At 72.4% G+C, this 21,778-nt stretch carries 22 protein-coding genes; 11 read left to right on the plus strand and 11 right to left on the minus strand.

All coding sequences use genetic code 11. The annotated features are described in order from the left end of the window. Window positions 1–22: 22 nt before the first annotated feature. The 5 genes from infA to ACIBHY_RS24975 form a co-directional block, all read right to left on the minus strand. Window positions 23–247 carry a translation initiation factor IF-1 gene (infA, locus tag ACIBHY_RS24955; RefSeq protein WP_397099531.1) on the minus strand — a complete coding sequence of 75 codons (225 nt, stop codon included), beginning with the start codon at window positions 245–247 and terminating at the stop codon, window positions 23–25. Between the two features lie 33 nt (window positions 248–280). Next, window positions 281–1,078, minus strand: a complete 798-nt coding sequence (locus tag ACIBHY_RS24960) for a GNAT family N-acetyltransferase (protein ID WP_397307822.1) — start codon at window positions 1,076–1,078, stop codon at window positions 281–283. A 195-nt stretch (window positions 1,079–1,273) separates the two neighbouring features. Beyond that, entirely contained in the window at window positions 1,274–1,705 is a 432-nt protein-coding gene (locus ACIBHY_RS24965; RefSeq protein WP_397258532.1) for a hypothetical protein, read from the minus strand. A 60-nt stretch (window positions 1,706–1,765) separates the two neighbouring features. Continuing rightward, window positions 1,766–2,242: a hypothetical protein gene (locus tag ACIBHY_RS24970; protein ID WP_397307823.1), complete on the minus strand. Its 477-nt coding sequence runs from the start codon at window positions 2,240–2,242 to the stop codon at window positions 1,766–1,768. A gap of 51 nt (window positions 2,243–2,293) precedes the next feature. After that, window positions 2,294–2,761 (minus strand): hypothetical protein, encoded by a 468-nt coding sequence (locus tag ACIBHY_RS24975; RefSeq protein ID WP_397307824.1) that lies wholly within the window; start codon window positions 2,759–2,761, stop codon window positions 2,294–2,296. Window positions 2,762–2,999: 238 nt separating this feature from the next. Between ACIBHY_RS24975 and ACIBHY_RS24980 the strand changes: the two genes are divergently transcribed. Further along, window positions 3,000–4,292 carry an MFS transporter gene (locus ACIBHY_RS24980; protein ID WP_397258526.1) on the plus strand — a complete coding sequence of 431 codons (1,293 nt, stop codon included), beginning with the start codon at window positions 3,000–3,002 and terminating at the stop codon, window positions 4,290–4,292. A gap of 38 nt (window positions 4,293–4,330) precedes the next feature. Here ACIBHY_RS24980 and ACIBHY_RS24985 read toward each other — a convergent pair whose 3' ends face one another. From ACIBHY_RS24985 to ACIBHY_RS25000, 4 genes are all read right to left on the minus strand, one after another. Further along, window positions 4,331–5,689, minus strand: coding sequence for an FAD-binding oxidoreductase (locus tag ACIBHY_RS24985; RefSeq protein WP_397307826.1), 1,359 nt, complete (start codon window positions 5,687–5,689; stop codon window positions 4,331–4,333). 102 nt (window positions 5,690–5,791) lie between these two features. Then, a complete protein-coding gene (locus ACIBHY_RS24990; protein WP_379623512.1) occupies window positions 5,792–6,571 on the minus strand; it encodes an IclR family transcriptional regulator in 780 nt (259 codons plus the stop codon). Between the two features lie 64 nt (window positions 6,572–6,635). Then, the gene (locus tag ACIBHY_RS24995) at window positions 6,636–7,046 is read right to left on the minus strand and encodes an SRPBCC domain-containing protein (RefSeq protein WP_397258522.1); all 411 of its coding nucleotides are present in this window, start codon (window positions 7,044–7,046) and stop codon (window positions 6,636–6,638) included. Continuing rightward, window positions 7,043–7,360 carry an ArsR/SmtB family transcription factor gene (locus ACIBHY_RS25000; RefSeq protein WP_397307827.1) on the minus strand — a complete coding sequence of 106 codons (318 nt, stop codon included), beginning with the start codon at window positions 7,358–7,360 and terminating at the stop codon, window positions 7,043–7,045. Before ACIBHY_RS25000 ends, ACIBHY_RS24995 begins: the two co-directional genes overlap by 4 nt. A 68-nt stretch (window positions 7,361–7,428) precedes the next feature. Between ACIBHY_RS25000 and ACIBHY_RS25005 the strand changes: the two genes are divergently transcribed. Continuing rightward, window positions 7,429–7,848: a DUF1579 family protein gene (locus ACIBHY_RS25005; protein ID WP_397307828.1), complete on the plus strand. Its 420-nt coding sequence runs from the start codon at window positions 7,429–7,431 to the stop codon at window positions 7,846–7,848. A 12-nt stretch (window positions 7,849–7,860) separates the two neighbouring features. On the opposite strand, the gene ACIBHY_RS25010 is transcribed toward ACIBHY_RS25005, so the two are convergent. After that, on the minus strand, window positions 7,861–8,679 hold the full coding sequence (locus ACIBHY_RS25010; protein WP_397258516.1) for an alpha/beta hydrolase family protein: 819 nt from the start codon (window positions 8,677–8,679) through the stop codon (window positions 7,861–7,863). Between the two features lie 113 nt (window positions 8,680–8,792). Between ACIBHY_RS25010 and ACIBHY_RS25015 the strand changes: the two genes are divergently transcribed. Together ACIBHY_RS25015 and ACIBHY_RS25020 are read left to right on the plus strand one after the other, a co-directional pair. Continuing rightward, window positions 8,793–9,905, plus strand: coding sequence for a PucR family transcriptional regulator (locus ACIBHY_RS25015; RefSeq protein ID WP_397307829.1), 1,113 nt, complete (start codon window positions 8,793–8,795; stop codon window positions 9,903–9,905). A gap of 448 nt (window positions 9,906–10,353) precedes the next feature. Then, complete coding sequence (locus ACIBHY_RS25020) at window positions 10,354–11,181, plus strand: hypothetical protein (RefSeq protein WP_397258512.1); 828 nt, start codon at window positions 10,354–10,356, stop codon at window positions 11,179–11,181. Between the two features lie 14 nt (window positions 11,182–11,195). Here the strand turns inward: ACIBHY_RS25020 and ACIBHY_RS25025 are convergent, their stop codons facing one another. Further along, window positions 11,196–12,380, minus strand: a complete 1,185-nt coding sequence (locus ACIBHY_RS25025) for a serine hydrolase domain-containing protein (RefSeq protein ID WP_397258510.1) — start codon at window positions 12,378–12,380, stop codon at window positions 11,196–11,198. A gap of 397 nt (window positions 12,381–12,777) precedes the next feature. On the opposite strand from ACIBHY_RS25025, the gene ACIBHY_RS25030 reads away from it, so the two are divergent. From ACIBHY_RS25030 to ACIBHY_RS25060, 7 genes are read left to right on the plus strand one after another with little or no spacing between them, the layout of a single operon-like run. Further along, window positions 12,778–14,211, plus strand: coding sequence for an MFS transporter (locus ACIBHY_RS25030; RefSeq protein ID WP_397258508.1), 1,434 nt, complete (start codon window positions 12,778–12,780; stop codon window positions 14,209–14,211). Then, window positions 14,208–15,734: an FGGY family carbohydrate kinase gene (locus tag ACIBHY_RS25035; protein ID WP_397307830.1), complete on the plus strand. Its 1,527-nt coding sequence runs from the start codon at window positions 14,208–14,210 to the stop codon at window positions 15,732–15,734. Before ACIBHY_RS25030 ends, ACIBHY_RS25035 begins: the two co-directional genes overlap by 4 nt. Continuing rightward, complete coding sequence (locus ACIBHY_RS25040; protein WP_397307831.1) at window positions 15,731–17,404, plus strand: FAD-dependent oxidoreductase; 1,674 nt, start codon at window positions 15,731–15,733, stop codon at window positions 17,402–17,404. The genes ACIBHY_RS25035 and ACIBHY_RS25040 overlap by 4 nt, the downstream gene beginning before the upstream one ends. Next, window positions 17,401–18,954, plus strand: coding sequence for an FAD-binding oxidoreductase (locus tag ACIBHY_RS25045; RefSeq protein WP_397258502.1), 1,554 nt, complete (start codon window positions 17,401–17,403; stop codon window positions 18,952–18,954). The genes ACIBHY_RS25040 and ACIBHY_RS25045 overlap by 4 nt, the downstream gene beginning before the upstream one ends. A gap of 10 nt (window positions 18,955–18,964) precedes the next feature. Continuing rightward, window positions 18,965–19,579, plus strand: coding sequence for a glycerol-3-phosphate responsive antiterminator (locus ACIBHY_RS25050; protein WP_397307832.1), 615 nt, complete (start codon window positions 18,965–18,967; stop codon window positions 19,577–19,579). A 35-nt stretch (window positions 19,580–19,614) separates the two neighbouring features. Next, complete coding sequence (locus ACIBHY_RS25055; protein WP_397307833.1) at window positions 19,615–20,523, plus strand: DMT family transporter; 909 nt, start codon at window positions 19,615–19,617, stop codon at window positions 20,521–20,523. Further along, window positions 20,523–21,623, plus strand: coding sequence for an alcohol dehydrogenase catalytic domain-containing protein (locus tag ACIBHY_RS25060; RefSeq protein ID WP_397307834.1), 1,101 nt, complete (start codon window positions 20,523–20,525; stop codon window positions 21,621–21,623). The genes ACIBHY_RS25055 and ACIBHY_RS25060 overlap by 1 nt, the downstream gene beginning before the upstream one ends. The last annotated feature ends 155 nt before the right edge of the window (window positions 21,624–21,778 follow it).

Consider the following 21,778-nt stretch of genomic DNA (forward strand, 5'->3'; position numbering starts at 1 on the left):
TCGTCAGCTTGGGGGGTGCCTCCTATGTCCTGTAGCGGTAGAGGATCCTGCCGCGGTTGAGGTCGTACGGGCTGAGCTCTACGAGCACCCGGTCGAACGGCAAGATCTTGATGTAGTTCTTCCTGATCTTCCCGCTGATGTGCGCCAGCACCTTGTGCCCGTTCTCGAGCTCCACCCGGAAGGTGGCGTTGCGCAGGCATTCGACGACGGTGCCTTCGACTTCGATGCCACCTGCTGTTCTTGCCACGTTCTCATCCTTGTCCGGTCCGCGATGACGGCGTCAGCGCAGGACCCATTCGAGGTTGCTGTTCACGCGCCGGGCGCCGATGCCCTCGATCAGCGCGACGGCCGCCGTGTTGGACTCGTTCACGTCGGCTGACGCCGTTTCGATCCCGCACCGGTGCAGCGAACCCAGCACATGGGCGAGCAGCGCTCTGGCGATGCCGCGGCGCCGCTGGCCGGCCCGGGTCGCGATCAGCCCGATCCGCCTGCACTGGGGCCGCCGGGCCGCGGTCGTCACCCGGACCATCCCCACGTACGCGTCTGCCCGTACCGCCACCGCGTATTCCGACGGGTTCATCGCGGCGACGCCGTCCGGGCGGGGCGGTACCTCGGCGGGCATCTCCCGCCAGCCGATGGTGGCCTCGACCTCATCGCGAATCACGCGGTCCAGCGTGCGCAGCGGGCCCTCCTGCGCCCGGCCGACGGGCACGATCGTCACGTCCGACGGCGGCAGCGCCGTGCCGAGTCCCGTGACGCGCGGGTCGGTGGGCACGAGACACTCCCACTCGCGGCGCCGGATCGTGAAGCCGGCTCGCTCCCACCGGGACGCCAGGTCGAGGTCAGGCTCGTCGACCACCGTGAACAGCGGTCTCGGAAGGTCCGCCAGCATGGCCGCGGCGAGCCGGTCGAAGGCGGCGTCGTGCCACGCGTCGATGCTGAGGAACATCCGCCCGTCGGGTCTGCGCGAGGTGTGGCCGCGGCCGACCGTCAGGTCGTCCTCCACGGCGTGCCACTGCGTCGGCGCGACCCGATGGATGGTAACGGCATGCTTGCTCATGCCTGAGGTGGAGTTCATTGGTTGTCGCCTTTCGGGATCGCCCAGTCGGGGCGCTCCCGGCGACACCTACGTCAGCCGCTCGACCGTGACAGCGAGAGGGAGCACCCACATCGATGCAGTGTTCATGGGTGTCACCTCCTTGGGGCCTTTCACGGTTCGCGGCACGTTAACAGCGTGAACGCCGTGGTGTCCAGCGTTTTTCCGCCCGAGCGTCTAGGAGTGGGTGGCGCGGATCTCGGTCACGGTGAAGGCGTCGACGACGTGCCGGTTCTGCAGCAGGAACCCGATCACGCCCGCCACCGCCTGCGCGGCCAGAGCCGCCCGGACCTGCCCGCTCAGCAGGTAGACGAGCGGCGTGGACGGCTGCGCGATCCCGAAGCCGCGGCCGTGGCGGTGGATGTCCTGGAGGGTCTTGATGGGGATCGGGCGCACGGTGGTGAACCACGCCGCGACCTCCCACAGGTGCAGAGCCTGGTCGTCCTCGGCCGAGTCCTCGTAGCAGGCGACGCAGCCGCGCCCGGCGTGGCGGCCGTGCGGGCAGGTCCACCGCGCGGCCTCCGCCCGGCTCTGCTCGCGCTCACCCAGAACCGCCGACTCCACGACGCGGCGGCGCCGCGGCCGCGGGGGCCGGTCCGGCAGGGGCAAGGAGTCGCTGATGGTGATCGAATCCTTCCCGCCTACGTTCCTACAGCCTAACCCGCACGGTCAGGGCTGCTCTCCGGCGCAGATGGCGAAGCCGTAGGAGAGGGCGAAGGAACGCATCGAGACCTCCGTGGGATCGGGCCGCAGCGACGCCTCGACCAGGCGCCGGACCGTTCCCGCGTCCCCGGCGGCCAGCGCCGCGCGCGCCCGCGTGGCGTGGCCGCCGAGCCGCCCGGCCAGCCGCCTGCCCGGCTCGACGAACCGGGCTCGCAGCATCGCGGCGTCCGCCTGCGGCGGCCGGATCGCCGCGATGCGCTCCACCGTGGCCCGCATGACCCGCGCCGCGCGTTCCAGTTCCTCGACGTCCTCCTGCTCCGTGCTCACCGGATACCGCCCGGGGTCGGTCTGCCGCCCGGCCGCCAGGCAGGCGGCCTCGGCCGCGGCGACGTAGCGCCGTTTGGCGGCCAGGGTGTCCTGCGAGGACGGCGGCAGCGCCGCGGCCACGAGGATGGCGACGCCGAGGACGACACGCGCGTCCATGCGCTCCTCCACGAGAGTGGTGCCGGGGTGCGGGCCGCACCCCGGCGGGGGTCAGCAGGAGATCCGGCGCTGCTCGGTGTAGCCGAACGACCGGGTGCCGCTGCCGCCCTGGGCGATCCAGCCCTTGGTGTGGTTGCGGTAGAGCTGGTTGCCGCCCGAGCATCTCCAGGCCGGCTGCATGGTGAAGGTGACGGCCGCACGGGTGAAGTGGCGGCGCGTGTACGCCTTGTTCCGCCAGACTCCCAGGCCCCGGTACTGGTCGAGCCGGGCGTCGATGTACCCGCTGCGCCCGATGGGCCCGGTGTAGCGGTCGCAATGCGCGATCGTGGAGATCTTGATGTACGCCCCGCTCCGCCACGGCGCGGCCATCCGCGCGTAACCGCCCCCGCAAGGCAACGGACGGGCGGCCGACTCCACGGCTTCCACGGAAACGGCGGCGCCCGCCTGACCCGCGGGCAGCGTCACGGTCGCGAGCCCCGCCGCCACGGCCAGTGCCCCGATCACCCTGGTAACGCTCACCAGTGACTCCTTTCCGAGAGGAACCGGCGCGGCGGGTGGGCCGCGCCCGACATCACGGAAGGCTAGGTTCGTGGCCTTGTCGCGCACATCTACCAGGGGGTTGACCGCGCCCGAAGCTTTCGCGGTACACGCCTGAAACTCTCGCGGTAGCTCTTGACGGTTCACCTGCTGTTCTACGAGCATACGTCTAACACAGAACAGCGTTCGGTCATACCGAACAAGTGGGGAAGTGCATCACATGACGACCACCACAGACGTCGCCGCGAGCGCCATGCGCAAAGCGATGTGGCGCCTCGGGCCCTTCCTCGGCCTGCTGTACCTCATCGCCTACATCGACCGGAACAACGCGGGCTTCGCCAAGCTGGAGATGACCACGGCGCTCGGCATCACCGAGTCGGCCTTCGGGCTGGCGGCCGGCATCTTCTTCATCGGCTACCTGCTGTTCGAGGTGCCGAGCAACCTGATGCTGCAGCGCTTCGGCGCCCGCAAGTGGATCGCCCGCATCATGGTGAGCTGGGGGATCGTCGCGGTGGCGACCGCGTTCGTGACCGACGCCACCCAGTTCACCGTCGCGCGCTTCATTCTCGGCGTGGCCGAGGCGGGCTTCTTCCCCGGCGTGCTGCTGTACATCACGTTCTGGTTCCCGCAGCAGTACCGCACCACGATCCTGGCGATCTTCGCCGTCTCCAACCCGCTGGCCAACGCGATCAGCGCGCCCATCTCCGGCTGGATCATGGACCTGCACGGCCTGTGGGGGCTCCAAGGCTGGCAGCTCGTCTTCGTCCTGGAGGGCATCCCCGCCGTCCTGCTGGCCTTCGCCACCTACCGGTGGCTGCCCGACCGGCCGCAGGACGCGCGCTGGCTGGACGACGCCGAGCGCACCTGGATCACCACTACCCTGGCGGAGGAGCGGGCGGCCACCGAGAGGCGCCACGGCCGCCTCGGCGTGGGCGCGGTGTTCAGGAACGGGCGGCTGTGGAGCCTGATCTTCCTGTTCTTCGGCGTCGTCTTCGGCGCCTACGGCCTGGGCCTGTGGCTGCCCACGATCGTCAAGGGCATGGGCGGCTACTCCTCGACGGTCACCGGCTGGCTGGTCATGATCCCGAACCTGTTCGCCGCGCTGGTCATGCTGCCCTGGGAACGCTTCGCCCGGCGCCGGGGCAACATCCCGCGCCAGGCCGGCATCACGCTGACCGTCACGGCGATCGCGCTGCTGGCCGCCGTCGCCGCCCGCGACGTGCCCTGGCTGGCGCTGGCCGCGATCAGCGTCGGGCTGGCGGCGCTGTTCTCCACGACCCCGCTGTTCTGGAGCCTGCCGCCGAAATTCCTCACCGGTACGGCTGCCGCGGCCGGGCTGGCGTTCATCAACTCGGTGGGCAACCTGGCCGGGTTCGCCGGGCCGTACGCCATCGGGTGGATCAGCGAGACCACGGGCACAGCCGTGTGGGGGCTGCTGGTCGTCAGCGCGCTCACGCTGGGCGGCGCGGCGGTGGCGTTCACGCTCTCGCGCAAACAGGAGTGGGCCGCCTGAACCGCGGAAGGGGGCCGGCGCGCGGCCGGCCCCCTTCCCTACGCGATCGCCTTGCCGGGATTGAGCAGGTCGTGCGGGTCCAGCGCCGCCTTGATCGCCCGCTGGGTACGGCGGGCCGGCTCGCCCAGCTCCCGCTCCAGCCAGGACCGCTTGAGCAGGCCGACCCCGTGCTCGCCGGTGACCGTGCCGCCGAGCCGCAGCGCCAGGGCGACGATCTCGTCGAAGACCTGGAAGGCCCGGACCTCGGCGCCGGCGTCGCCGTGCGGGTAGACGACCGTCGGGTGCATGTTGCCGTCGCCGGCGTGGCCGAACAGGCCCACGGTCATGTCCCGGTCCTTCGCGATGGCCTCGACGCCCTCGATCAGCTCCACCAGCTTCGGCAGCGGCACCGCCACGTCGTCGAGCAGCGTCGCGCCCAGGCGCTCCAGCGCCGGGTAGGCGAGCCTGCGGGCCTGCATGAGCATCTCGGACTCCGCGGCGTCGTCGGCCACGATGACCTCGCTCGCCCCCGCGCACGCGGCCTCGATGAGCCGCAGGTCCTCCTCGTGCGGCGAGTCGGACTGGGCGATGACCATCGCCGCGGTGCCCGCCTCGACGCCGAGCGGCTGCCACTCCTCGATGGCGCGCAGCGTCGTGGCGTCGATGATCTCCAGGATCGACGGCTCGGCGCCTGAGGCCAGCACGGCCGTCACCGCCGCCCCGGCCGCCGCGGCCGAGCCGAACTGGGCCACGATCGTGCGCGGCGGCGCGGGAGCCGGGCGCAGCGCGAGCGTGAGCTCGGTGATGACGGCCAGCGTGCCCTCGGAGCCGACCAGCAGGCTGGTCAGGTCGTAGCCGGCGACGCCCTTGACCGTGCGCCCGCCGGTGCGCAGCACCGAGCCGTCGGCGAGCACCGCTTCGAGGCCGCGCACGTAGTCGCCGGTCACGCCGTACTTCACGCAGCACATACCGCCCGCGTTGGTGGCGGCGTTGCCGCCCACGGTGCACATCTCGTAGCTGCCCGGGTCGGGCGGATAGAACAGGCCGTGCTCGGCCACGGCCTTGCGCAGGTCGGCGTTGATCACGCCGGGCTGCACGGTGGCCAGGCGCTCGGCCCGGTCGACGCTCAGGATGCGGTTCATCCGCTGGGTGGACAGCACCAGGCAGCCGTCGACGGCGTTGGCCGCCCCGGCCAGGCCGCTGCCCGCGCCGCGGACCACGATCGGCGCGCCGTACGCGGCGGCGGTGGCGACGGCGGCGGCCACCTGGGCGGTGTCCTCGGGCATGGCGACGGCGGCCGGCAGCCCGGCGGGCAGGCCGGGCGCCTGGTCGCGGCGGTAGGAGTCCATGACGTCGGCGTCGTCCAGCACGGTCAGGCCGGGGACGGCGCCACGCAGCGCGGCGGCGAGGTCAGCCATCGCGGCGGCCCGGGAACACGAGCGACTCTCGGAGGGTGGGGGCAGGGCGGCGGGTCACAGCGACTCCGTTCGGTAGCGCAAAACGTAGTTCGCCGGGTAAGCCTAGCGTCCGCTGTACAGCGCGGTGAGGCGGGCCGCGTGCGCGCGGACGGTGTCACCGATCTGGTGGATGCGCCACACGGGAAGGTCGAGCTTGAGGCCGGTCACGCTGATCGCCCCGGCCACCTCGCCCCGATGGTCGCGCACGGCCGAGCCGACGCAGAAGACGCCTTCCGCGTCCTCCTCGTCGTCGACGGAGTAGCCGCGCCGCCGGATCTCGGTCAGGTCGGCGACGAGGGCCGCCGGATCGGTGATGGTGTGGGCGGTGCGGGCGGGCAGGCCGTACTGCTCGATGATGCGCGCGGAGTCGGCCTCGGGCAGTTCGGCCAGCAGGGCCTTGCCGAGGCCGGTGCAGTGGGGCGCCTCGCGGTGACCCATGTGCAGGTCGAAGCGGACCGCGGACGGGGCGTCGACCCGGCCGACGATGACGGCGAAGCCGTTCTCCGGAACCGCCACGCGCGAGGACATGCCGGTCTCGGCGGTCAGGTCGTCGAGGACCGGGCGGGCCAGGTTGCGCAGCGACACCTGGGCCATGGCGTTCTCGCCGAGGCGGGCCAGCGCGAGCCCGAGGCGGTAGCGGCGCGAGGCGCCCTCGCCCTGGGAGGCCACGAAGCCGTGCATCTCCAGAGTCTGCAGGGTGGAGAACGTCGCGCTCTTGGAACCGCCGACCTCGCGGGAGATCTCGGTCACGGTCCGGCCGTCGCGCTGGGCCAGGCACTCCAGGATCTCGACCGCGCGCGAGACGCTGCGGACCTCGTAGCGCTTGTCCAGTTCGTTCGTCATCACCGAACAAGCGTGTCCGAATCCGGAAACCGTTGTCAACCGCTGCGTTCGGTGGTGGAGAGCGTTATTCTGTGGTGCCGAACGCTTCGCCGAGTCGGCACAGCATGTGGTCCCAGCCCGCGCCGGTCTCCTCGCCCAGGACGGCGGGCAGCCCGCTGTGCCGGAGCGTCAGCACGGTGCCGTCCCCGTCCTCCTCCAGCGTCACCTCGACCCGCGACGATCCGGGCGGCACGCCGGGCACCCCGGGCGCGGGCTCCCATCCGAAGGTGAACACGACCCGCTTGCCGGGCACCAGCTCGACGAACTCGCCCAGCATCACCGGGCGCGGCCCGCCGTCCATCGCCACCCGGAGCACGCCGCCGGGACGGGCGTCGGCCTCGGCCCGGCCCCACCACCGCGCCAGCCGTTCCGGATCGGTGAAGAAGCGATAGACCGTCTCCCGGCGCGCGGCGATGCGCACGGTCCGCTCGATCATCGTGCCTCCTGTTCGTTTTCCTCCAGCTCGGCGGCCTCTTTGAGCCGGTCGAGCCGGTCGGACCACATGTCCTGGATGAACCGCGCCGCCTCGGAGAGGCCCTCGCGCCGCAGCCGGTACAGGCGGCGGTTGGCGTCGCGGCGTACGCCGAGCAGGCCCGCCGAGATCAGCACCCGCAGGTGCTGGGAGACCGCGGGGCGGCTGATCCCCGGAAAGTGGCGGGCGAGGTCGCCGGCCGCGACCTCGCCGTCGCGGACCAGCAGGAGGATCGCCCGCCGGGTGGGATCGGCGACGGCGCGCAACGCCTCGTCCATGCCCGCCCCCTTTCGCAGCCCGCAGCAGGTATGTAAGTATTTAAGCACTATCTTACATAGGGGGAGCGATGACGAACAAGCTGCTGGACGCCCTGGTTGGTCACTGGGACTCACGCGGCACGACCGTGGACGACGCCGTGGAGATCAGCGGGACCGACGCCTACGAGTGGCTGGCGGGCGGGCACTTCCTCGTGCACCGGGTCGACGTGCGGATGGGTGGGGAGAAGGTCGAGGCGATCGAGATGATCGGCCCCTACGATCCGGACAGCCGGAGCTGGCCGATGCGCGCCTTCGACAGTTCCGGGAACTACGGCACGATGCGCGCCACGGTGGACGACGACGGCGTGTGGACCTTCGCGGGCGAGACGGAACGGGCCACGCTCCGCATCGCCCGCGACGGCGGCGCCATGTCGGCCGTCTGGGAACGTACGGAAGACGGCACGACCTGGTCGCACTGGATGGACATGGCGTTCACGAAGAGCGCGTGACGCCGGGCCGGATCACGGCACGCGCGGGTTGCGGCGGACGTCGGACCAGGTACGGCGATCGGTGCAGATGCCACAGTCCGGGCCGTAGAAGACGGGACGCGCCTCGGGGTCGTCCATGAGCTGCAGGCGGAACCAGGCCGTGGTCGGCGCGGCGAACGGCCCCGGATCGCCGGCGACCGTGATGTGGTCGGCGCCCCTCACCTCGCCGTACAGGGCCGGAATGTGGTCGGCGTCGTTGTAGAACGCCTTGACGAGCGCGGGCCAGACGATGCTGTCGTACTGCCCGGCCATCAGGAAGGCGGGCCCGCGCACGGCGTCGATGTCGGCCAGCGGCCCCGGCTGGATCGGCAGAATCGTGTCCACCCTCGGGTCCCCGCCGACCACGATGGCGGCGGCGCCGCCCTGGGAATGGCCGGAGGCGCCGATGCGGTCGAGGGCGACGCGGCCGTGGAAGACGCTGGACGGGTCGGCGTCGCGGGCGGTCAGGCTGTCGATCCCGGCGCGCATCGAGATGCCGAGGTTCGACATGGGCGTGTTGGCGGCCGAGACGATGAAGCCGTGCGAGGCCCAGTGCAGCAGCAGCTCACGGTAGACGAGCGGCACGGCCCCGGTGCCGTTGCCCCAGACGATCACCGGGTGGCGCAGCGGGCTGCGGGCGATGTCGCGCGGGTAGTAGAGCGTGTTGACGGCGCCGATCTCCACGGCGGTCGCGTACGGCCCCGGCGCGCCCCAGTCACCGCCCGCGGACGGGAAGGCGGCCTCGGCATGGGCGGGGGCGGTGGAGATGGCGGCTGTCAACGCCAGCAAGGCGACGAGCAGGCGGCGGAACACGGCGTCCTCCAGGCTGGGGGGTTTGCTCGATCGTGGCCGCGACGGCGCCCGCCGTCAGTCCGCACATGCGGCAATCATTGACGGTGCGGTTTGTGCAATGTGACGATCCGCTGATGGCAGACCTGCACACCCGCATGGCCCCGCGCGTCCGCGAACTCACCGGCGAGGTGGTCGCCCGCTGCGCCGCCGAACTCCCCTTCTACCGGGACCTGCCGCGCGAGGTGCTGGAAGGCGAGGTCACCCGATCGGTCACGGCGGTGTTCGGCCTGCTCCTGCGGGCCTTACGCCGCCAGGACGCGGTCGGGCCCGGTGAGCTGGCCAGGCTCATCGATTGGTCGGCCCGGCGGGCGGAGCAGCGGGTCCCGCTGGAGGCGGCGCTGGCCGCGTACCTGATCGGCGCCGAGACGTGGTGGCGCGCGCTCGGCGCGGCCGCCGAGCCGCACGAAATGGCCGAGGCGGGCGCGGGCCTGCTCGGCTGCCTGCGCACGGCCATGCCCGCCGTCGCGCTGGCCCACCAGCAGGCGCTCGAGGACATCAGCGGAGAGGACAAGAGGGTACGGCGCGCGTTGCTCGCCGCCCTTCTCGGCGGCCGCCCGCACGAGGCGCTGGCCGACGCGGCGGGCGTCGAGCTTGGGCAGGGGCACGAGGTGGTCTGCTTCGCCTTCGGCCAGACGACGCCGCCCCCGCGACTGGTGCAGTCGGCCCTGGACGCCCACGCCGGCACGCTCGTCCTGGCCGACCACGCCGAGGGCATCGCCCTGCTCCCCTCGGCGGGGGAGGCGCTGTGGGAGACGATGACCGCGGCCGTGGGCGGCGACGCGCTGCTCAGCGCCGCCGCGGCCGCCGACCTGGGCGGCGTCCCGGAGGCGGCGGAGGAGGCCCGCGGGGTCCTGGAACTGGTCCAGCGCCTCGGCCGCCCGCCCGGCCTGTACCGGTTCGACGACGTCCTGGTGGAGTACCAGCTCGCCCGCCCCGGCAACGGCCTGACCCGCCTGGCGGCCAAACTGGACCCGCTGGACGGGCACCCTTACCTGCTGGAGACGTTGCGCGCGTACGTCAGAAGAGGGCACAACCGCCGCCAGACCTCTCTGGACCTGCACATCCACCGCAACACCCTCGACTACCGGCTGCACCGGGTGGCCGCCCTGACCGGCCTGGACCTGACCGTCCCCGCCGAGGCCCGCCTCCTGGAGGCCGCCCTGACCGCCCGCACCCTGAACCCCTGACACCTCCGTCCCCGGCCGCGCCGCCGACGCCGGCCGTGGTGAGGGGCCGGCAGGCCGCTGTCGCCGGCCCCTTCCCGCCACTTGACCAGGCGGGGCCGCGACCCGGGCGGTGCGGACGCGGCCGGCCGTCGACGAGATCCTGATACGCGCAGGCGACACCACCCGGTAGTCAGCCGCGTACCAGGTGAGGTGCGGCTCGTACGACGCGGGCCCGGCCACGATCCGCTCCTTGATCAAGGTGTCCCCGGCAAGAACGTTGACGCGGTCAGCGGTCTTCTCGTCATCGGTCGCTTCCGCCCTCGGCATCACGCCCTTGGACGCCGGAACCTCGGTGATCGTTCGCGACTCGCCGGTAAGGCAACTGCTACCAGGCGTTACCCGTGGTGTTCCCGGTGACGGAGCGACGTGAGGGGCATGCTTGGAGGGTCCCCCCACGAGGAGGTAGTCCATGCTGAGTGTCCGGTTCGGCGCGGCCGCGATGGCCCTGGTGCTCCCCCTGGCCGGGTCCGCGCCGGTCGAGGCGAGGACCCGGGCCCTCGCCACCTACCAGGTCGTCACCGGTGAACCGGTCACCGCCGCCCCGGGCGACGGCCGGCAGTCGTTCGCGAGGTGCCCGGCGGGAACCGTGGTGCTCGGCGGCGGCGAGTCGAACACCGTGCTGCTGCCGACCGGGGCCGAGCTCACCTCCTCGAATCCGGATATCTACAACAACGGGTGGATCACCAGTTTCCACAACGGGTCGCAGCTGCTGCCCGTCACTCTGCGCACGCACGCGGTCTGCGGCAGCGGGATCACCGGGCACGAGTTCGAACTCCTGCGGGACCAGCTCGTACCGCGTGGCCGTACCCGCAAGGAGTTCTCGCTCGGCTGCCCGGCGGGTTCGCTGGCGGTGGGCGGCGGCAGCGACGGACCCCAGGGGCTGAGGCTGCTCGACTCCTACCCGGGCGGTAGTGACGACTGGCAGAGCACGGTCCACAACATCTCCCTGACCGCGGATCTGCGCACCACGCTCTTCACCATCTGTGCGAGCGGCGTCAACAGGTCCCTTCAGCTGAGCGACACGGTCAAGGTCGCCAAGGGCGGGCGCGCGCACACCTCCGTCACCTGCCCGGCGGGGTCGAAGGTGCTGAGCGGCGGGGGCGAGTCCTCCCCGCGCGGCAGCAACCTGATCACCGACACCTACCCGAGCTCGGACGGGACGACCTGGACCGTCTACGTCAGGAACATCGTCGACGAGGACTCCTTCATGCGCGTCAGGGCGTTCTGCGGGAGCTGACGTCGAAGCGCGGCCTAGCTCGTGGCCGAGCCGTACGCCTTGACCAGCCGCTTGAAGATCGTGTCGGCGGCACGCGTCCCCAGGCGGTTGGTCACGACCATGAGCGTCACCCCGCGGGCCCGGTCCGTCCCGCCCAGCGTGTTGAACCCGCCATAGGCGCCCGAGTGCCCGAGCCAGGAGCGGCCGCCGGCTTCGAAGATCTCCGTGGCCATCCCGTAGGGCTCCTTCGCCGCGACGGACTGCGGAGTGGGCTTGGTCATCTCCCGTACGGTGGCCGGCCTCAGCAGCCGCTTCCCGGCGTACAGCGCGTCGATGAACTGGGCGCCGCCGAGCGCGGTCCCGGCGAACAGGCCGTCGCCCCAGGGCAGGCCGAACATGTCGGCCGGGATGCCGGTGTCGCCGTAGTAGGTGAACATGTCGACCTTCCCCAGGTCGGGGAAGTCCTCGTAACCGTGGGCGAAGCGGGCGTAGTCGGACTGCTTGCGCTCCATCGTCAGCACCCTGCCGTCCTCGGGTACGACGGAGCCGGCGCGGGCGGTGAAGGCGTTGACGGCGGCGGTGAGCTTCCGGTCCCCGCCCGCGCGCACGCTCAGCACACGGGCCAGGATGAGGAAACCGGTGTTGGAGTAGCTGTACTTCCCGCCGGGATTCACCGGCGCGCGCAGGCCGCGGGCGATCATCCGCCACGTGTACGGCACGCCCGGCCGATACCGGTCGCCCCCGGGCATCAGCGGGGCCAGCTCGGGTGATGCGTACACGTCGGGGTAGCCCCCGGTGTGGGTGAGCAGCATCCGCAGCGTGACCACGCGGGAGCCGGGCACGTCGTCGCCGACGTAGGCCCTGATCGGGGTGTCCATGGCGAGCTTGCCGGCCTCGACCTGGCTGAGCGCGTAGGAGGCCAGGAGCAGCTTGCTGTAGCTCGCGAAGCCGAACATCGTGTCGTCGGTGACCGGGGCGGGCGGGTCGTCGACGGCGTTGCCGGACCTGCCCGACCAGACGAGGCGGCCGTCGCGCAGGATGACCGCCTGGACACCCGGGTCGCCCGCCTTGGCGGCGCCCTCGGCCAGGGCGGCGTCCAGCGCCTCACTCAGGTCGGCTCTTGAGGCGGCCGACGTGGCCGCGGTGGCGGGGGCGGCGGTGACGAGGAGCCCGGTGAGGCTGACGAGGGCCAGGAGCGCTCGGGTTCTGGTGGCCGGCATGGCTGCCCGTTCCTTTCTGGAGGGGAATGCACAGGACCTCGGACAAGAACACGCCACCAGTGTGGAAGCGGCTCCGATGCCCGGCTTTGGAGTGATCGCCAAACCCCGCCCGCCCGGCCTTATCAGATCCGCCAAAGAGCCCCGGGACAGACGCCACCCGCCCCAGGCGACGAAGTTCGCCGCCCGCGCCGAGGTGCGGCCCGCGATGGACGTCATCCGCTGACGAGTGCGGGGCCGATTTACGGTCCCTTCCTTGACATTTCGGACACCAGGTGAATAGTGTCCGGTCAATCGGCAGGCACAGACGAAGACATCCCTGTCAGTGGTCTTCGTCTGTGCTTTTGTCATTTCCGGACCGCTGGCAAGGGACTCCACCCCCCCTGAAAGGCGGCTGGGCATGAGCGACGCCCCCGTGAACACCGCGATGACACGCATCCGCAACGCAGCGGACGCGGCCGACGTCATCGACACCCTGAAAAGCCTGCCCCGCAGGGCGAACTGGATCTGGTTCCTCGCCCTGGCGGGCCTGTTCCTGGACGCCTACTCCAACGCCGCCCTGGGCGCCGGCCTGTCTCCCATGGTCAAGCAGCTCGGCCTCTCGCCGGGCCAGGTGGGCCTGCTCACCGCCATGGCGCCGGCCGTCGCCATCGTGTCCAACCCGTTCGGCGGCTGGCTGGCCGCGCGCATCGGCAGGGTCAAGCCGCTGCTCATGACCAAGGTGGTGTTCGGGCTCGGCGCGCTGCTGACCGCCACCGGCTCCGACTTCCAGACCGTCTTCGCCGGACGCGCGCTGGTCGGCATCGCCTACGGCATCGACTTCGCGGTGGCCATGGCGCTGCTGGCCGAGTACACGCCGGCCTCGCTCAAGGGCAGGCTCAACTTCTGGCAAGGCGTCTGGTACACCGCCACCACCACGAACCTACTGCTCACGCTGGTGTTCTACCGTTTCGACGTGGGCGCGGACATCTGGCGCTGGTCGGTGGCCTCCTCGGCCGCCTTCGCCCTGGCGCTGCTGATCCTGCAGCTGACGTTCCTGGTGGAGAGTCCGACGTGGCTGGCCGCCAAGGGCCGGCTGCGCGAGTCCGCCGCGGCCTTGCGGCACATGTACGGCTTCGCCGTACAAGAAGACGCTCCGCAGGCCGGGAGTACGGCCCCGCAGGCGCGGCAGGTGGGGATGCGCGACGCCGGCGTGCTGTTCCGCAAGCCGTATCTGCCGCGCACGGTGCTGTCCACGGTCATCTCCCTCACCCAGGCCATGCAGTACTTCGCGGTCGGCTGGTACCTGCCGGTGATCAGCCTGGAGCTGTTCGGCAGGGAGTTCGAGAAGGCCACGATCGGGTCGATGGCGTTCAACGCGGTCGGCATCGTCGGCGGCTGCCTGTCGGCCTACGCGGGCCGCCGCCTCGGCCTGCGGGTCAGCTCGATGACCGGCTACGCGGTGGTGTTCGCGGTCCTGCTGGTGATGGGCGCGACGTTCAAGGAACTGCCGATCGCGCTGGCAGCGGTGCTTCCCGCGCTGTTCATCTTCTTCCACTCCGCCGGGCCGGGCCCGAACGGCAAGTCGATCGCCGCGCTGTCCTACCGCAGCGACGTCCGCACCCTGGGCACCGGCGTGACCGGAATGCTGGGCAGCTTCGGCTCGGTCGCGGGCCTGTACCTGTTCCCGCAGCTGCAGGCGGGCATCGGGGTGGGCGCCAGCCTCATGGTGCTGTCGGTGGTGCCGCTGGCCGGCCTGATCACCTGCCTGCTGATCAAGTGGGACCCCACCCGGGTGCAGATCAACCTGGAAGAGGAGGCGATCGCGTTGCCGACCGGAGGCGGGGGCCGATGACCGGCGGACCCCGGCGCGGCGTCCTCAGCGTCGACGAGGGCACCACGGGCACCCGTGCCGCCGTCGTCCTGGACGACGGCAGCGCCGCCCCGCCCGCGTACCGGCCCATCTCCGTCCATTCCCCCGACCACCTGCGGGTCGAGCAGGACGCCATGGAGATCTGGGAGAAGACCGCCGAGGTCTGCCTGGAGGCCCTGGACTGGGCGCGGGCCCACGGAGTGGAGGTCACCGGCGTGTCGATCGCCACCCAGCGCGCCACCGTGCTGCTGTGGGACACCGTCACCGGCGAGCCGCTCACCCCGGCCGTGGTCTGGCAGGACCGCCGTTACGCCGCCCGGCTGCGCGAGTGGGAACCCGCCTGGGACGCCCGCCTGATCGAGCACACCGGCAGGCCGGTCGGCTCGCGCGCCCCGCTGCTGTGGGCCGCCGAGGTCATCCGCGACGACCCGGCCGTCCGCCGGGCGCACGACGCGGGCCGCGTGGCGTTCGGGTCGATCGACACCTGGCTGGTATGGCGGCTCACCGGCGGCGCCCGGCACGTCATGTCCGCCACCAACGCGGTCGCCGCCGGCGCCTACGACCTGCGGACCGGCGGCTGGTACGAGCCATGGGCCGGCTTCCTCGGCTGCCCGCGCGAGGTCCTGCCCCGGATCCTCGACGAGGACGGCGACTACGGCCACACCGAACCGTCGGTGCTCGGCGTGCGACTGCCGGTGCTGTCGGTGATGGGCGACCAGCACGCGGCGATGATCGCGCTCGGCGCGCACCGGCCGGGCCAGGCCATGTGCGTGCACGGCACGGGAACGTTCCTGGACGCCGTCGCCGGTGACCGGCCGCCCGCGCACCGCCGGACGGTGCCGGGGGTGCTGACGCTCGTCGGCTGGCGTTCGCGCGGCTCCGCGGTGTTCAGCCTGGAGGGTTACGCCGCGACGACCGGTTCCGCGGTGCGCTGGCTGTGCGAGGAGATCGGGCTGTTCGACTCGCCCGCCCAGCTGGCCGCGCTCGCCCGCGAGCATCCCGGGCCCAGCCGGGTACGTTTCCTGCCCGCGCTGGCCGGCCTGCGTACCCCGGTCTGGTCGCCCGAGGCCACCGGCGCGCTGACCGGGCTGAGCCTGTCCACGACCAGGGCCGAACTGGCCCGCGGCGTCCTGGAGGGCATCGCGCACTCGGTGTGCGACCTGCTCGACGGGGTGGAGCGGGCGCTGGGCGAGCCGGTGACCGATCTGTTCTGCGGCGGCGGGCTGGCCAGCAGCGACGTACTGATGGCCGGCCAGGCCGACCTCATCGGGCGGCCGGTGCGCCGCGCCCGCGCCAACGAGACGGCCAGCCTGCGCGGCGCCGCCTACCTCGGCGGCGTGCGTGCCCAGCTCTGGCCCGACCTGCCCGCCGCACTCGCCGGGCTCGGCGACGTCCCCGTCTTCGAGCCCACGCTGCCCGACGCCGCCCGCGAGGAGGCCCGCGCCGGCTGGCGCGACCTGCTCACCCGGCACATCTCGTACGTACAGGAGGAGTCCCCCTCGTGATCCGGCTTCCAGGACGCAAGCCCCGATCGGAGACCAGGAGCGCCATCCGGCGCACCCCGCTGCGGCTGGACCGCCAGGCGCAGATCGAGCGGCTGGCCGCCACGCCGGTGGACGTGCTCGTCGTCGGCGGCGGCATCACCGGCTGCTACGCCGCGCTGGACGCCGTCACCCGCGGGCTGAGCGTGGCGTTGGTGGAACGCGACGACTTCGCCTCGGGCACCTCCTCCAAGTCCTCCAAGATGGTGCACGGCGGCCTGCGCTACATCGAGCAGGGCAACCTGCCGCTGGTACGCCGCTCGCTGCTGGAGCGCCAGCGCTTCCGCCGCAACGCGCCGCACCTGGTCAGGCGGCTGCCGTTCGTGCTGCCGATCCTCACCCAGGACGGCGTGTTCGACGCGCGCGTCGCCAAGGCCTTCGAAGGCCTGCTGTGGACCTACGACCTGGCGGGCGGCTGGCGCATCGGCCGGCTGCACCAGCGGCTCAGCGTGGCCGAGGTGCTGGCCAGGGCCCCGAGGCTGCGCGCCGACCGGCTCAAGGGCGGGCTGCTCTACTACGACAGCCGCACCGACGACGCCCGCCTGACCCTGACCATCGCCAGGACCGCCGCCCACTTCGGCGCCACCGTGCTGAACGGCGCCACCTGCCGCGAGCTGGTCAAAGAGGGCGGCCGGGTGCGCGGCGCCCGCGTCGAGGTGGACGGCCGCGCGGTCGAGGTGCGCGCCGGGGTGGTCGTCAACGCCACCGGCGTGTGGTCCGACACCCTGGACGCCCTGTCCGACCCGGCGCACCGGGCGCGGGTGCGTCCGGCCAAGGGCGTGCACATCGTGGTGCCGTGGACCCGGCTGCCGATCGACGGCACCGTGACCGTACCGGTGCCCGGCCGGGCCCGCCGCGCCACCTGCACCCGCTGGGGCGACGTGGTCGTGGTCGGCACCACCGACACCGACTACGACGGCTCGCCCGACGAGGTGCTGTGCACCCGCGAGGAGATGCGGTACCTGCTCGACGGCGCCAACACCGCCTTCGACGCCGAGCTCACCCCGGACGACGTGGTCGGCTCCATCGCCGGGCTGCGCCCGCTGGTCGGCTCCAAGGAGGGCGCCACGCTCGACATGAGCCGCGACCACCAGATCACCACCGACTCCTTCGGCCTGGTCACGGTCACCGGCGGCAAGCTGACCACCAGCAGGCACATGGGCGAACTGGTGGTCGACCGGGCGCTGAAGGTTCTCGGCCGCCAGGCGCGCTGCCGTACCGCCAAGCTGCCGCTGCTCGGCGGCGCCGGCTACGACGCCGAGGCCACGACCGCGACCGGCGGGCTCGGCGCCCACCTGGGCGAGCGGTACGGCACCGAGGCGCGCTTCGTCGCCGACCTGATCGCCGAGGACCCGTCGCTGGCCGGACCGCTCATCGAGGGCAGCGCGTACCTGCGCGCCGAGGTGGTCTACGCGGCCAGGTACGAGCTGGCCAGGAACGTGGACGACGTGCTGTCGCGGCGCACCCGGATGCGGATCTTCGCCCGCGACCTGTCGGTCAAGGCGGCGCCCGAGGTGGGCCGGCTGCTCCAGCGCGAACTGGGCCTGTCCGACGACGAGGTGGCCAGGCAGGTCGAGGACTACGTGCGCGGCGTGGACCGCGAGAAGAGCGTACTGATGGAGGGACTTTCATGATCAGCAGGCAGACCGTCACCCACCCGTTCAACCGGGGCGACTACGTGGTCGGCGCGCCCACCCCGCCGCGCTGGGCCGCCGACTGCCCGCCGGGGACGGGTCCGGCCAGCCTGCAGGACCGGGTGGTGCCGGTTCCCGGGAGCGTGGTGGCGGAGCTGCGGGCGGTCGGCGCGGCCGTGCACACGGACAGGGACGAGGTGATCCTGCGCACCCGCGACTGGTGGGCGGGCACCTCCATCGGCGAGACCGACGGCCGCCCGGCCACCCCGGAGGCGGTCGTGGTCGAGGTGGACGCGGAGGAGCAGGTGGCCGCCGTGGTCAGGATCTGCCACGAGCACCGCATCCCGCTGACCGTCTCGGCCGGCCGCAGCAACGTCCTGGGCGCCGCGCTGCCCGTGTTCGGCGGTGTGGTGCTGGACGTGTGCCGGCTCAACCGCATCCTGTCCTTCGACGCGGAATCCATGATCGTCGAGGTGCAGGCGGGCATGTTCGGCGACCTGTTCGAGAAGGAACTGCAGGAGACCCACGGCGCCACCACCGGGCACTGGCCGTCGGCGTTCGCCATCTCCACCGTCGGCGGCTGGGCCGCCTGCCGCGGCGCGGGCCAGCTCTCCACCCGGTACGGCAAGATCGAGGACATGGTGGTGGGCCTGGACGTGGTCCTGCCCGACGGCACCACAGCCAGCTACGGCACCTATCCGCGCGCCGCGGTCGGGCCCGACCTGCGGCAGTTGTTCATCGGCTCGGAGGGCACGCTGGGCGTCATCACCCGGCTGCGGCTGCGCACCCACCGGCTGCCGGACTACGCCGCGGGCATCGCCTACGGATTCGACACCTTCGCCGCCGGGCTCGACGCGTGCCGGGAGATCCTGCAGCGCGGCGCCACCCCGGCAGCGCTGCGCCTGTACGACGCGCACGAGAGCGGCACCCATTTCGGCCATCCGGAAACCAACCTCCTGCTGATCGCGGACGAGGGCGACCCGCTGCTGGTCGACGCCGTCATGGCCGTGGCAGAGGAGGTCTGCGCGGAACGCGCGTCGGTCACCCTGGACGGCGACGCGATCCTCGCCCGCTGGCTGGACGAGCGGATGATCGTCGGCAAGGCCGCCGACGGCTTCGCCAGAGGACCCGGGTTCGTCTCCGACACCTGCGAGATCGCCGGGCCGTGGGCCGCGCTGCCCACCCTGTACGACGAGGTCGTGGCCGCCATCGAGGCCGTGCCCGGCACGCTGCGCGCCTCCGCGCACCAGTCGCACGCCTACACCGACGGCGCCTGCCTGTACTTCTCGCTGCGCGGCGACGTCGAACGCGACCGGCGGCGGGCCTGGTACCGGGCCGCCTGGGACGCCGCCGCCGAGGTGCTCATCAAGCACGGCGCGGCGATCAGCCACCACCACGGCGTCGGCCTGCTGCGCTCGCCGTACATGCGGGACGCGCTGGGCGAGGGCCACGCCACCCTGGTCGCGGTCAAGCGGGCGCTCGACCCGCGCGGCATCATGAACCCCGGCAAGCTGGGCCTGCCCGGACCCTTCGAAAACCCGGCGCACTAAGGTGGATGCGGTGAACTCCCGCCACAAGCGCCCCATGGACCGGCGCCTGCTCGCCGCCCTGGCCGAGCATCCCGTCATGGCGTCGCTGGTCGGCGTGGAGATGGCCGAGCGGTTCACCTCCTCCACCGCCACGCCGCTCGGCATCCTGGCCTCGATCCCGCTCGGCGACCTGGCGGCGACGGTCGGGCTGACCGTGGAGGCCGGGAAGATCGGGTTCGTCAACATCGACTCGACGCCGGGGCTGGGGCACGACCCGGGGGCGCTGGCGTACCTGCAGGGGATCGGGGCGGTCGGGATCTGCTCCACCCGGCAGGCGATGATCGAGCGGGCCACCGGGATGGGGCTGCTGACCATGCAGAAGGTGTTCGTGACCGACCGGTCGAACCTGCGGCGCAGCCTGCAGTCCATCACCCGTTCGCAGCCCGACCTGGTGCAGGTCATGCCGGCCATGGTGCTGCGGCACGTCGAGCGGCAGATCAGGGAGGTCGGGGTGCCGTGCCTGGCCGCGGGGTTCGTGCAGAGCGCGGACGACGTGGTGGCGGCGCTGAAGCACGGGGCCGTCGGCGTGTGCACCTCCGACCAGGAGCTGTGGGACCTGCGCCGCTCCTCGCTGCGCGCCTCCTGAGAACCGCTTCCGTGCTTCGTGGAAGGACTGCTGCGATGACCTCTGCCCCCGTGCGGGAGGCCGCGCCCGCACGGCGGGTCCGGTGGCCTTCCGGGTGGTCGCCGGCGCCCGCCGTGTTCGTCGTGCTGTGGAGCAGCGCGTTCATCGCCGGCATCCCCGGGGTGAAGGCGGCGCCGCCCCTGCTGCTGATGTTCGCCCGGTTCGCCGTCGCCGGGTTGTTGCTGGGCGCGTACGCGCTGATCCGGCGGGTGCCCTGGCCGCGTGGACGGGCCCTGGCACACGTGGCCGTCGCCGGGCTGCTGATCCAGGCCGTGCAGTTCGGCGCCTTCTTCAGCGCGCTCGGCACGGGCCTGCCGGCCGCGGTCGTCTCCCTGGTGCAGGGGCTGAACCCGGTGGTCATCGTGCTGGCCGCGCGCTTCCTGGGGGAGCGGATCGGCACCGGGCAGTGGCTCGGGTTCGGGCTCGGCCTGGCCGGGGTGGTGCTGGCGGTCGCCGACCGCGTCAGCCTGTCCGCCTCCGGGGTGGCGCTGTGCCTGCTCGGCCTGGCCGGGCTCAGCGCGGGCACCCTCTACCAGCAGCGGTACGTGCCCCGCATGGACGCGCTGAGCGGCACCGCCGTCCAGCTGCTCGTCAGCGCGCCCGTCGCCGGGCTGGCGTGGGTGGCGACCGGGCCGATCGCGGTGTCCGACTGGACCGCCTTCGGGCTGTCGGTGGGCTGGATGGCGCTGGTCAACTCCATCGCGGCGTTCATCCTCCTCAACCGGATGCTGCTGCGCGCGCCGGCCAGCCGGGTGAGCACCCTGTTCTTCCTGACCCCCGCGGTCACCGCGGTGCTGGCCTGGTCGCTCGCCGGGCAGCCGCTGTCCCCGCTCGCGGTCGCCGGGCTCGTCCTGGGCGGCTGCGGGGTGCTGCTGGCCAACCTCTCGACACGAAGGGCGATCTGATGCGGATTCGCGGAGCTGTCCTGGAAGAGATCGGCCGGGCGCGGCCGTACGCCGAATCTCGGCCCTTGTCGGTTTGTGATCTTGAGCTTGATCCGCCGGGGCCGGGCGAACTGCTCGTGAGGATCGAGGCCGCGGGCGTGTGCCACTCGGACCTGTCGGTGGTCGACGGCACCCGGGTACGGCCGCTGCCCATGCTCCTCGGCCACGAGGCGGCGGGCGTGGTGGAGCGGACGGGCCCCGGCGTCCCCGGCCTCGCTCCCGGGCAGCGCGTCGTCATGACGTTCCTGCCCAGGTGCGGCGGCTGCGACGGCTGCGCCACCGACGGCATCACGCCCTGCGTCCCGGGCAGCGCCGCCAACAACGGCGGCACCCTGCTGAGCGGCGCGGTCCGCCAGCACAGGGACGGGACGCCGGTGCTGCACCATCTCGGGGTGTCCGCGTTCGCCACGCACACGGTGGTCGACCACCGCTCGGTCGTCCCGGTCGGCGACGACGTACCGCCCGAGGTGGCCGCCCTGCTCGGCTGCGCCGTCCTGACCGGCGGCGGCGCGGTCCTCAACGCCGGCCGGCCGCGCCCCGGGCAGACCGTCACGGTCGTCGGGCTGGGCGGCGTCGGCATGGCGGCCCTGCTCACCGCGCTGGCCCTCGACGACGTCAAGGTCATCGGCGTGGACGCCAACCCGGCCAAGCTCGCCGCCGCCCGCGAGCTCGGCGCGCACGAGGTGTACGGCCCGGCCGACCTGCCGGCCAGGGCCGAAGTCGTGGTGGAGGCGGCGGGCAGCGTCCGGGCGTTCGAGACCGCGGTGACCGCGACCGCCCCCGGTGGCCGCACCGTCAGCGTGGGCCTGCCCGCCCCCGGTGCCCGCGCCGCCATCTCCCCGCTCGCCCTGGTGGCCGAGGGGCGCAGCATCGTCGGCAGCTACCTGGGCTCGGCCCTGCCCGCCCGCGACATCCCGGTGTTCGCCCGGATGTGGCGCGAGGGCAGGCTGCCGGTGGAGAAGCTGGTGTCGGCCAGAATCGGCCTGGCGTCCATCAACGAGGCGATGGACCACCTGGCCGACGGCACCACCCTGCGCCAGCTGGTCGTCTTCGACCGGTAGCGGACGGTGTTTCACGCCTGCGTGAAAGTCCTCGAACGGCCCGGCGCGCGGTTCCTAGGCTGACCACGCGCCGGGCCCGTCCGAGTGTCCGGATCCACGAAGGGACAGCTTTCATGCGCACCGCCTACCGCCTCGTCGTCACCGCCGGGGCGATC

It is taken from the genome of Nonomuraea sp. NPDC050547 (assembly GCF_044457345.1).
GTDB lineage: Bacteria > Actinomycetota > Actinomycetes > Streptosporangiales > Streptosporangiaceae > Nonomuraea.

Excerpts from the sequence above, each read along its gene's own strand:
- ACIBHY_RS25030 (WP_397258508.1), top strand. The coding sequence starts at position 12,778 with ATGAGCGACGCCCCCGTGAACACCGCGATGACACGCATCCGCAACGCA.
- ACIBHY_RS24985 (WP_397307826.1), bottom strand. The coding sequence starts at position 5,689 with ATGGCTGACCTCGCCGCCGCGCTGCGTGGCGCCGTCCCCGGCCTGACC.
- ACIBHY_RS25005 (WP_397307828.1), top strand. The coding sequence starts at position 7,429 with ATGACGAACAAGCTGCTGGACGCCCTGGTTGGTCACTGGGACTCACGC.
- ACIBHY_RS24995 (WP_397258522.1), bottom strand. The coding sequence starts at position 7,046 with ATGATCGAGCGGACCGTGCGCATCGCCGCGCGCCGGGAGACGGTCTAT.
- ACIBHY_RS24990 (WP_379623512.1), bottom strand. The coding sequence starts at position 6,571 with ATGACGAACGAACTGGACAAGCGCTACGAGGTCCGCAGCGTCTCGCGC.
- ACIBHY_RS25025 (WP_397258510.1), bottom strand. The coding sequence starts at position 12,380 with ATGCCGGCCACCAGAACCCGAGCGCTCCTGGCCCTCGTCAGCCTCACC.
- ACIBHY_RS24970 (WP_397307823.1), bottom strand. The coding sequence starts at position 2,242 with ATGGACGCGCGTGTCGTCCTCGGCGTCGCCATCCTCGTGGCCGCGGCG.
- ACIBHY_RS24960 (WP_397307822.1), bottom strand. The coding sequence starts at position 1,078 with ATGAACTCCACCTCAGGCATGAGCAAGCATGCCGTTACCATCCATCGG.
- ACIBHY_RS24980 (WP_397258526.1), top strand. The coding sequence starts at position 3,000 with ATGACGACCACCACAGACGTCGCCGCGAGCGCCATGCGCAAAGCGATG.
- ACIBHY_RS25035 (WP_397307830.1), top strand. The coding sequence starts at position 14,208 with ATGACCGGCGGACCCCGGCGCGGCGTCCTCAGCGTCGACGAGGGCACC.
- ACIBHY_RS25000 (WP_397307827.1), bottom strand. The coding sequence starts at position 7,360 with ATGGACGAGGCGTTGCGCGCCGTCGCCGATCCCACCCGGCGGGCGATC.
- ACIBHY_RS25060 (WP_397307834.1), top strand. The coding sequence starts at position 20,523 with ATGCGGATTCGCGGAGCTGTCCTGGAAGAGATCGGCCGGGCGCGGCCG.
- ACIBHY_RS25045 (WP_397258502.1), top strand. The coding sequence starts at position 17,401 with ATGATCAGCAGGCAGACCGTCACCCACCCGTTCAACCGGGGCGACTAC.
- ACIBHY_RS25055 (WP_397307833.1), top strand. The coding sequence starts at position 19,615 with ATGACCTCTGCCCCCGTGCGGGAGGCCGCGCCCGCACGGCGGGTCCGG.
- ACIBHY_RS25015 (WP_397307829.1), top strand. The coding sequence starts at position 8,793 with ATGGCAGACCTGCACACCCGCATGGCCCCGCGCGTCCGCGAACTCACC.
- ACIBHY_RS25020 (WP_397258512.1), top strand. The coding sequence starts at position 10,354 with ATGCTGAGTGTCCGGTTCGGCGCGGCCGCGATGGCCCTGGTGCTCCCC.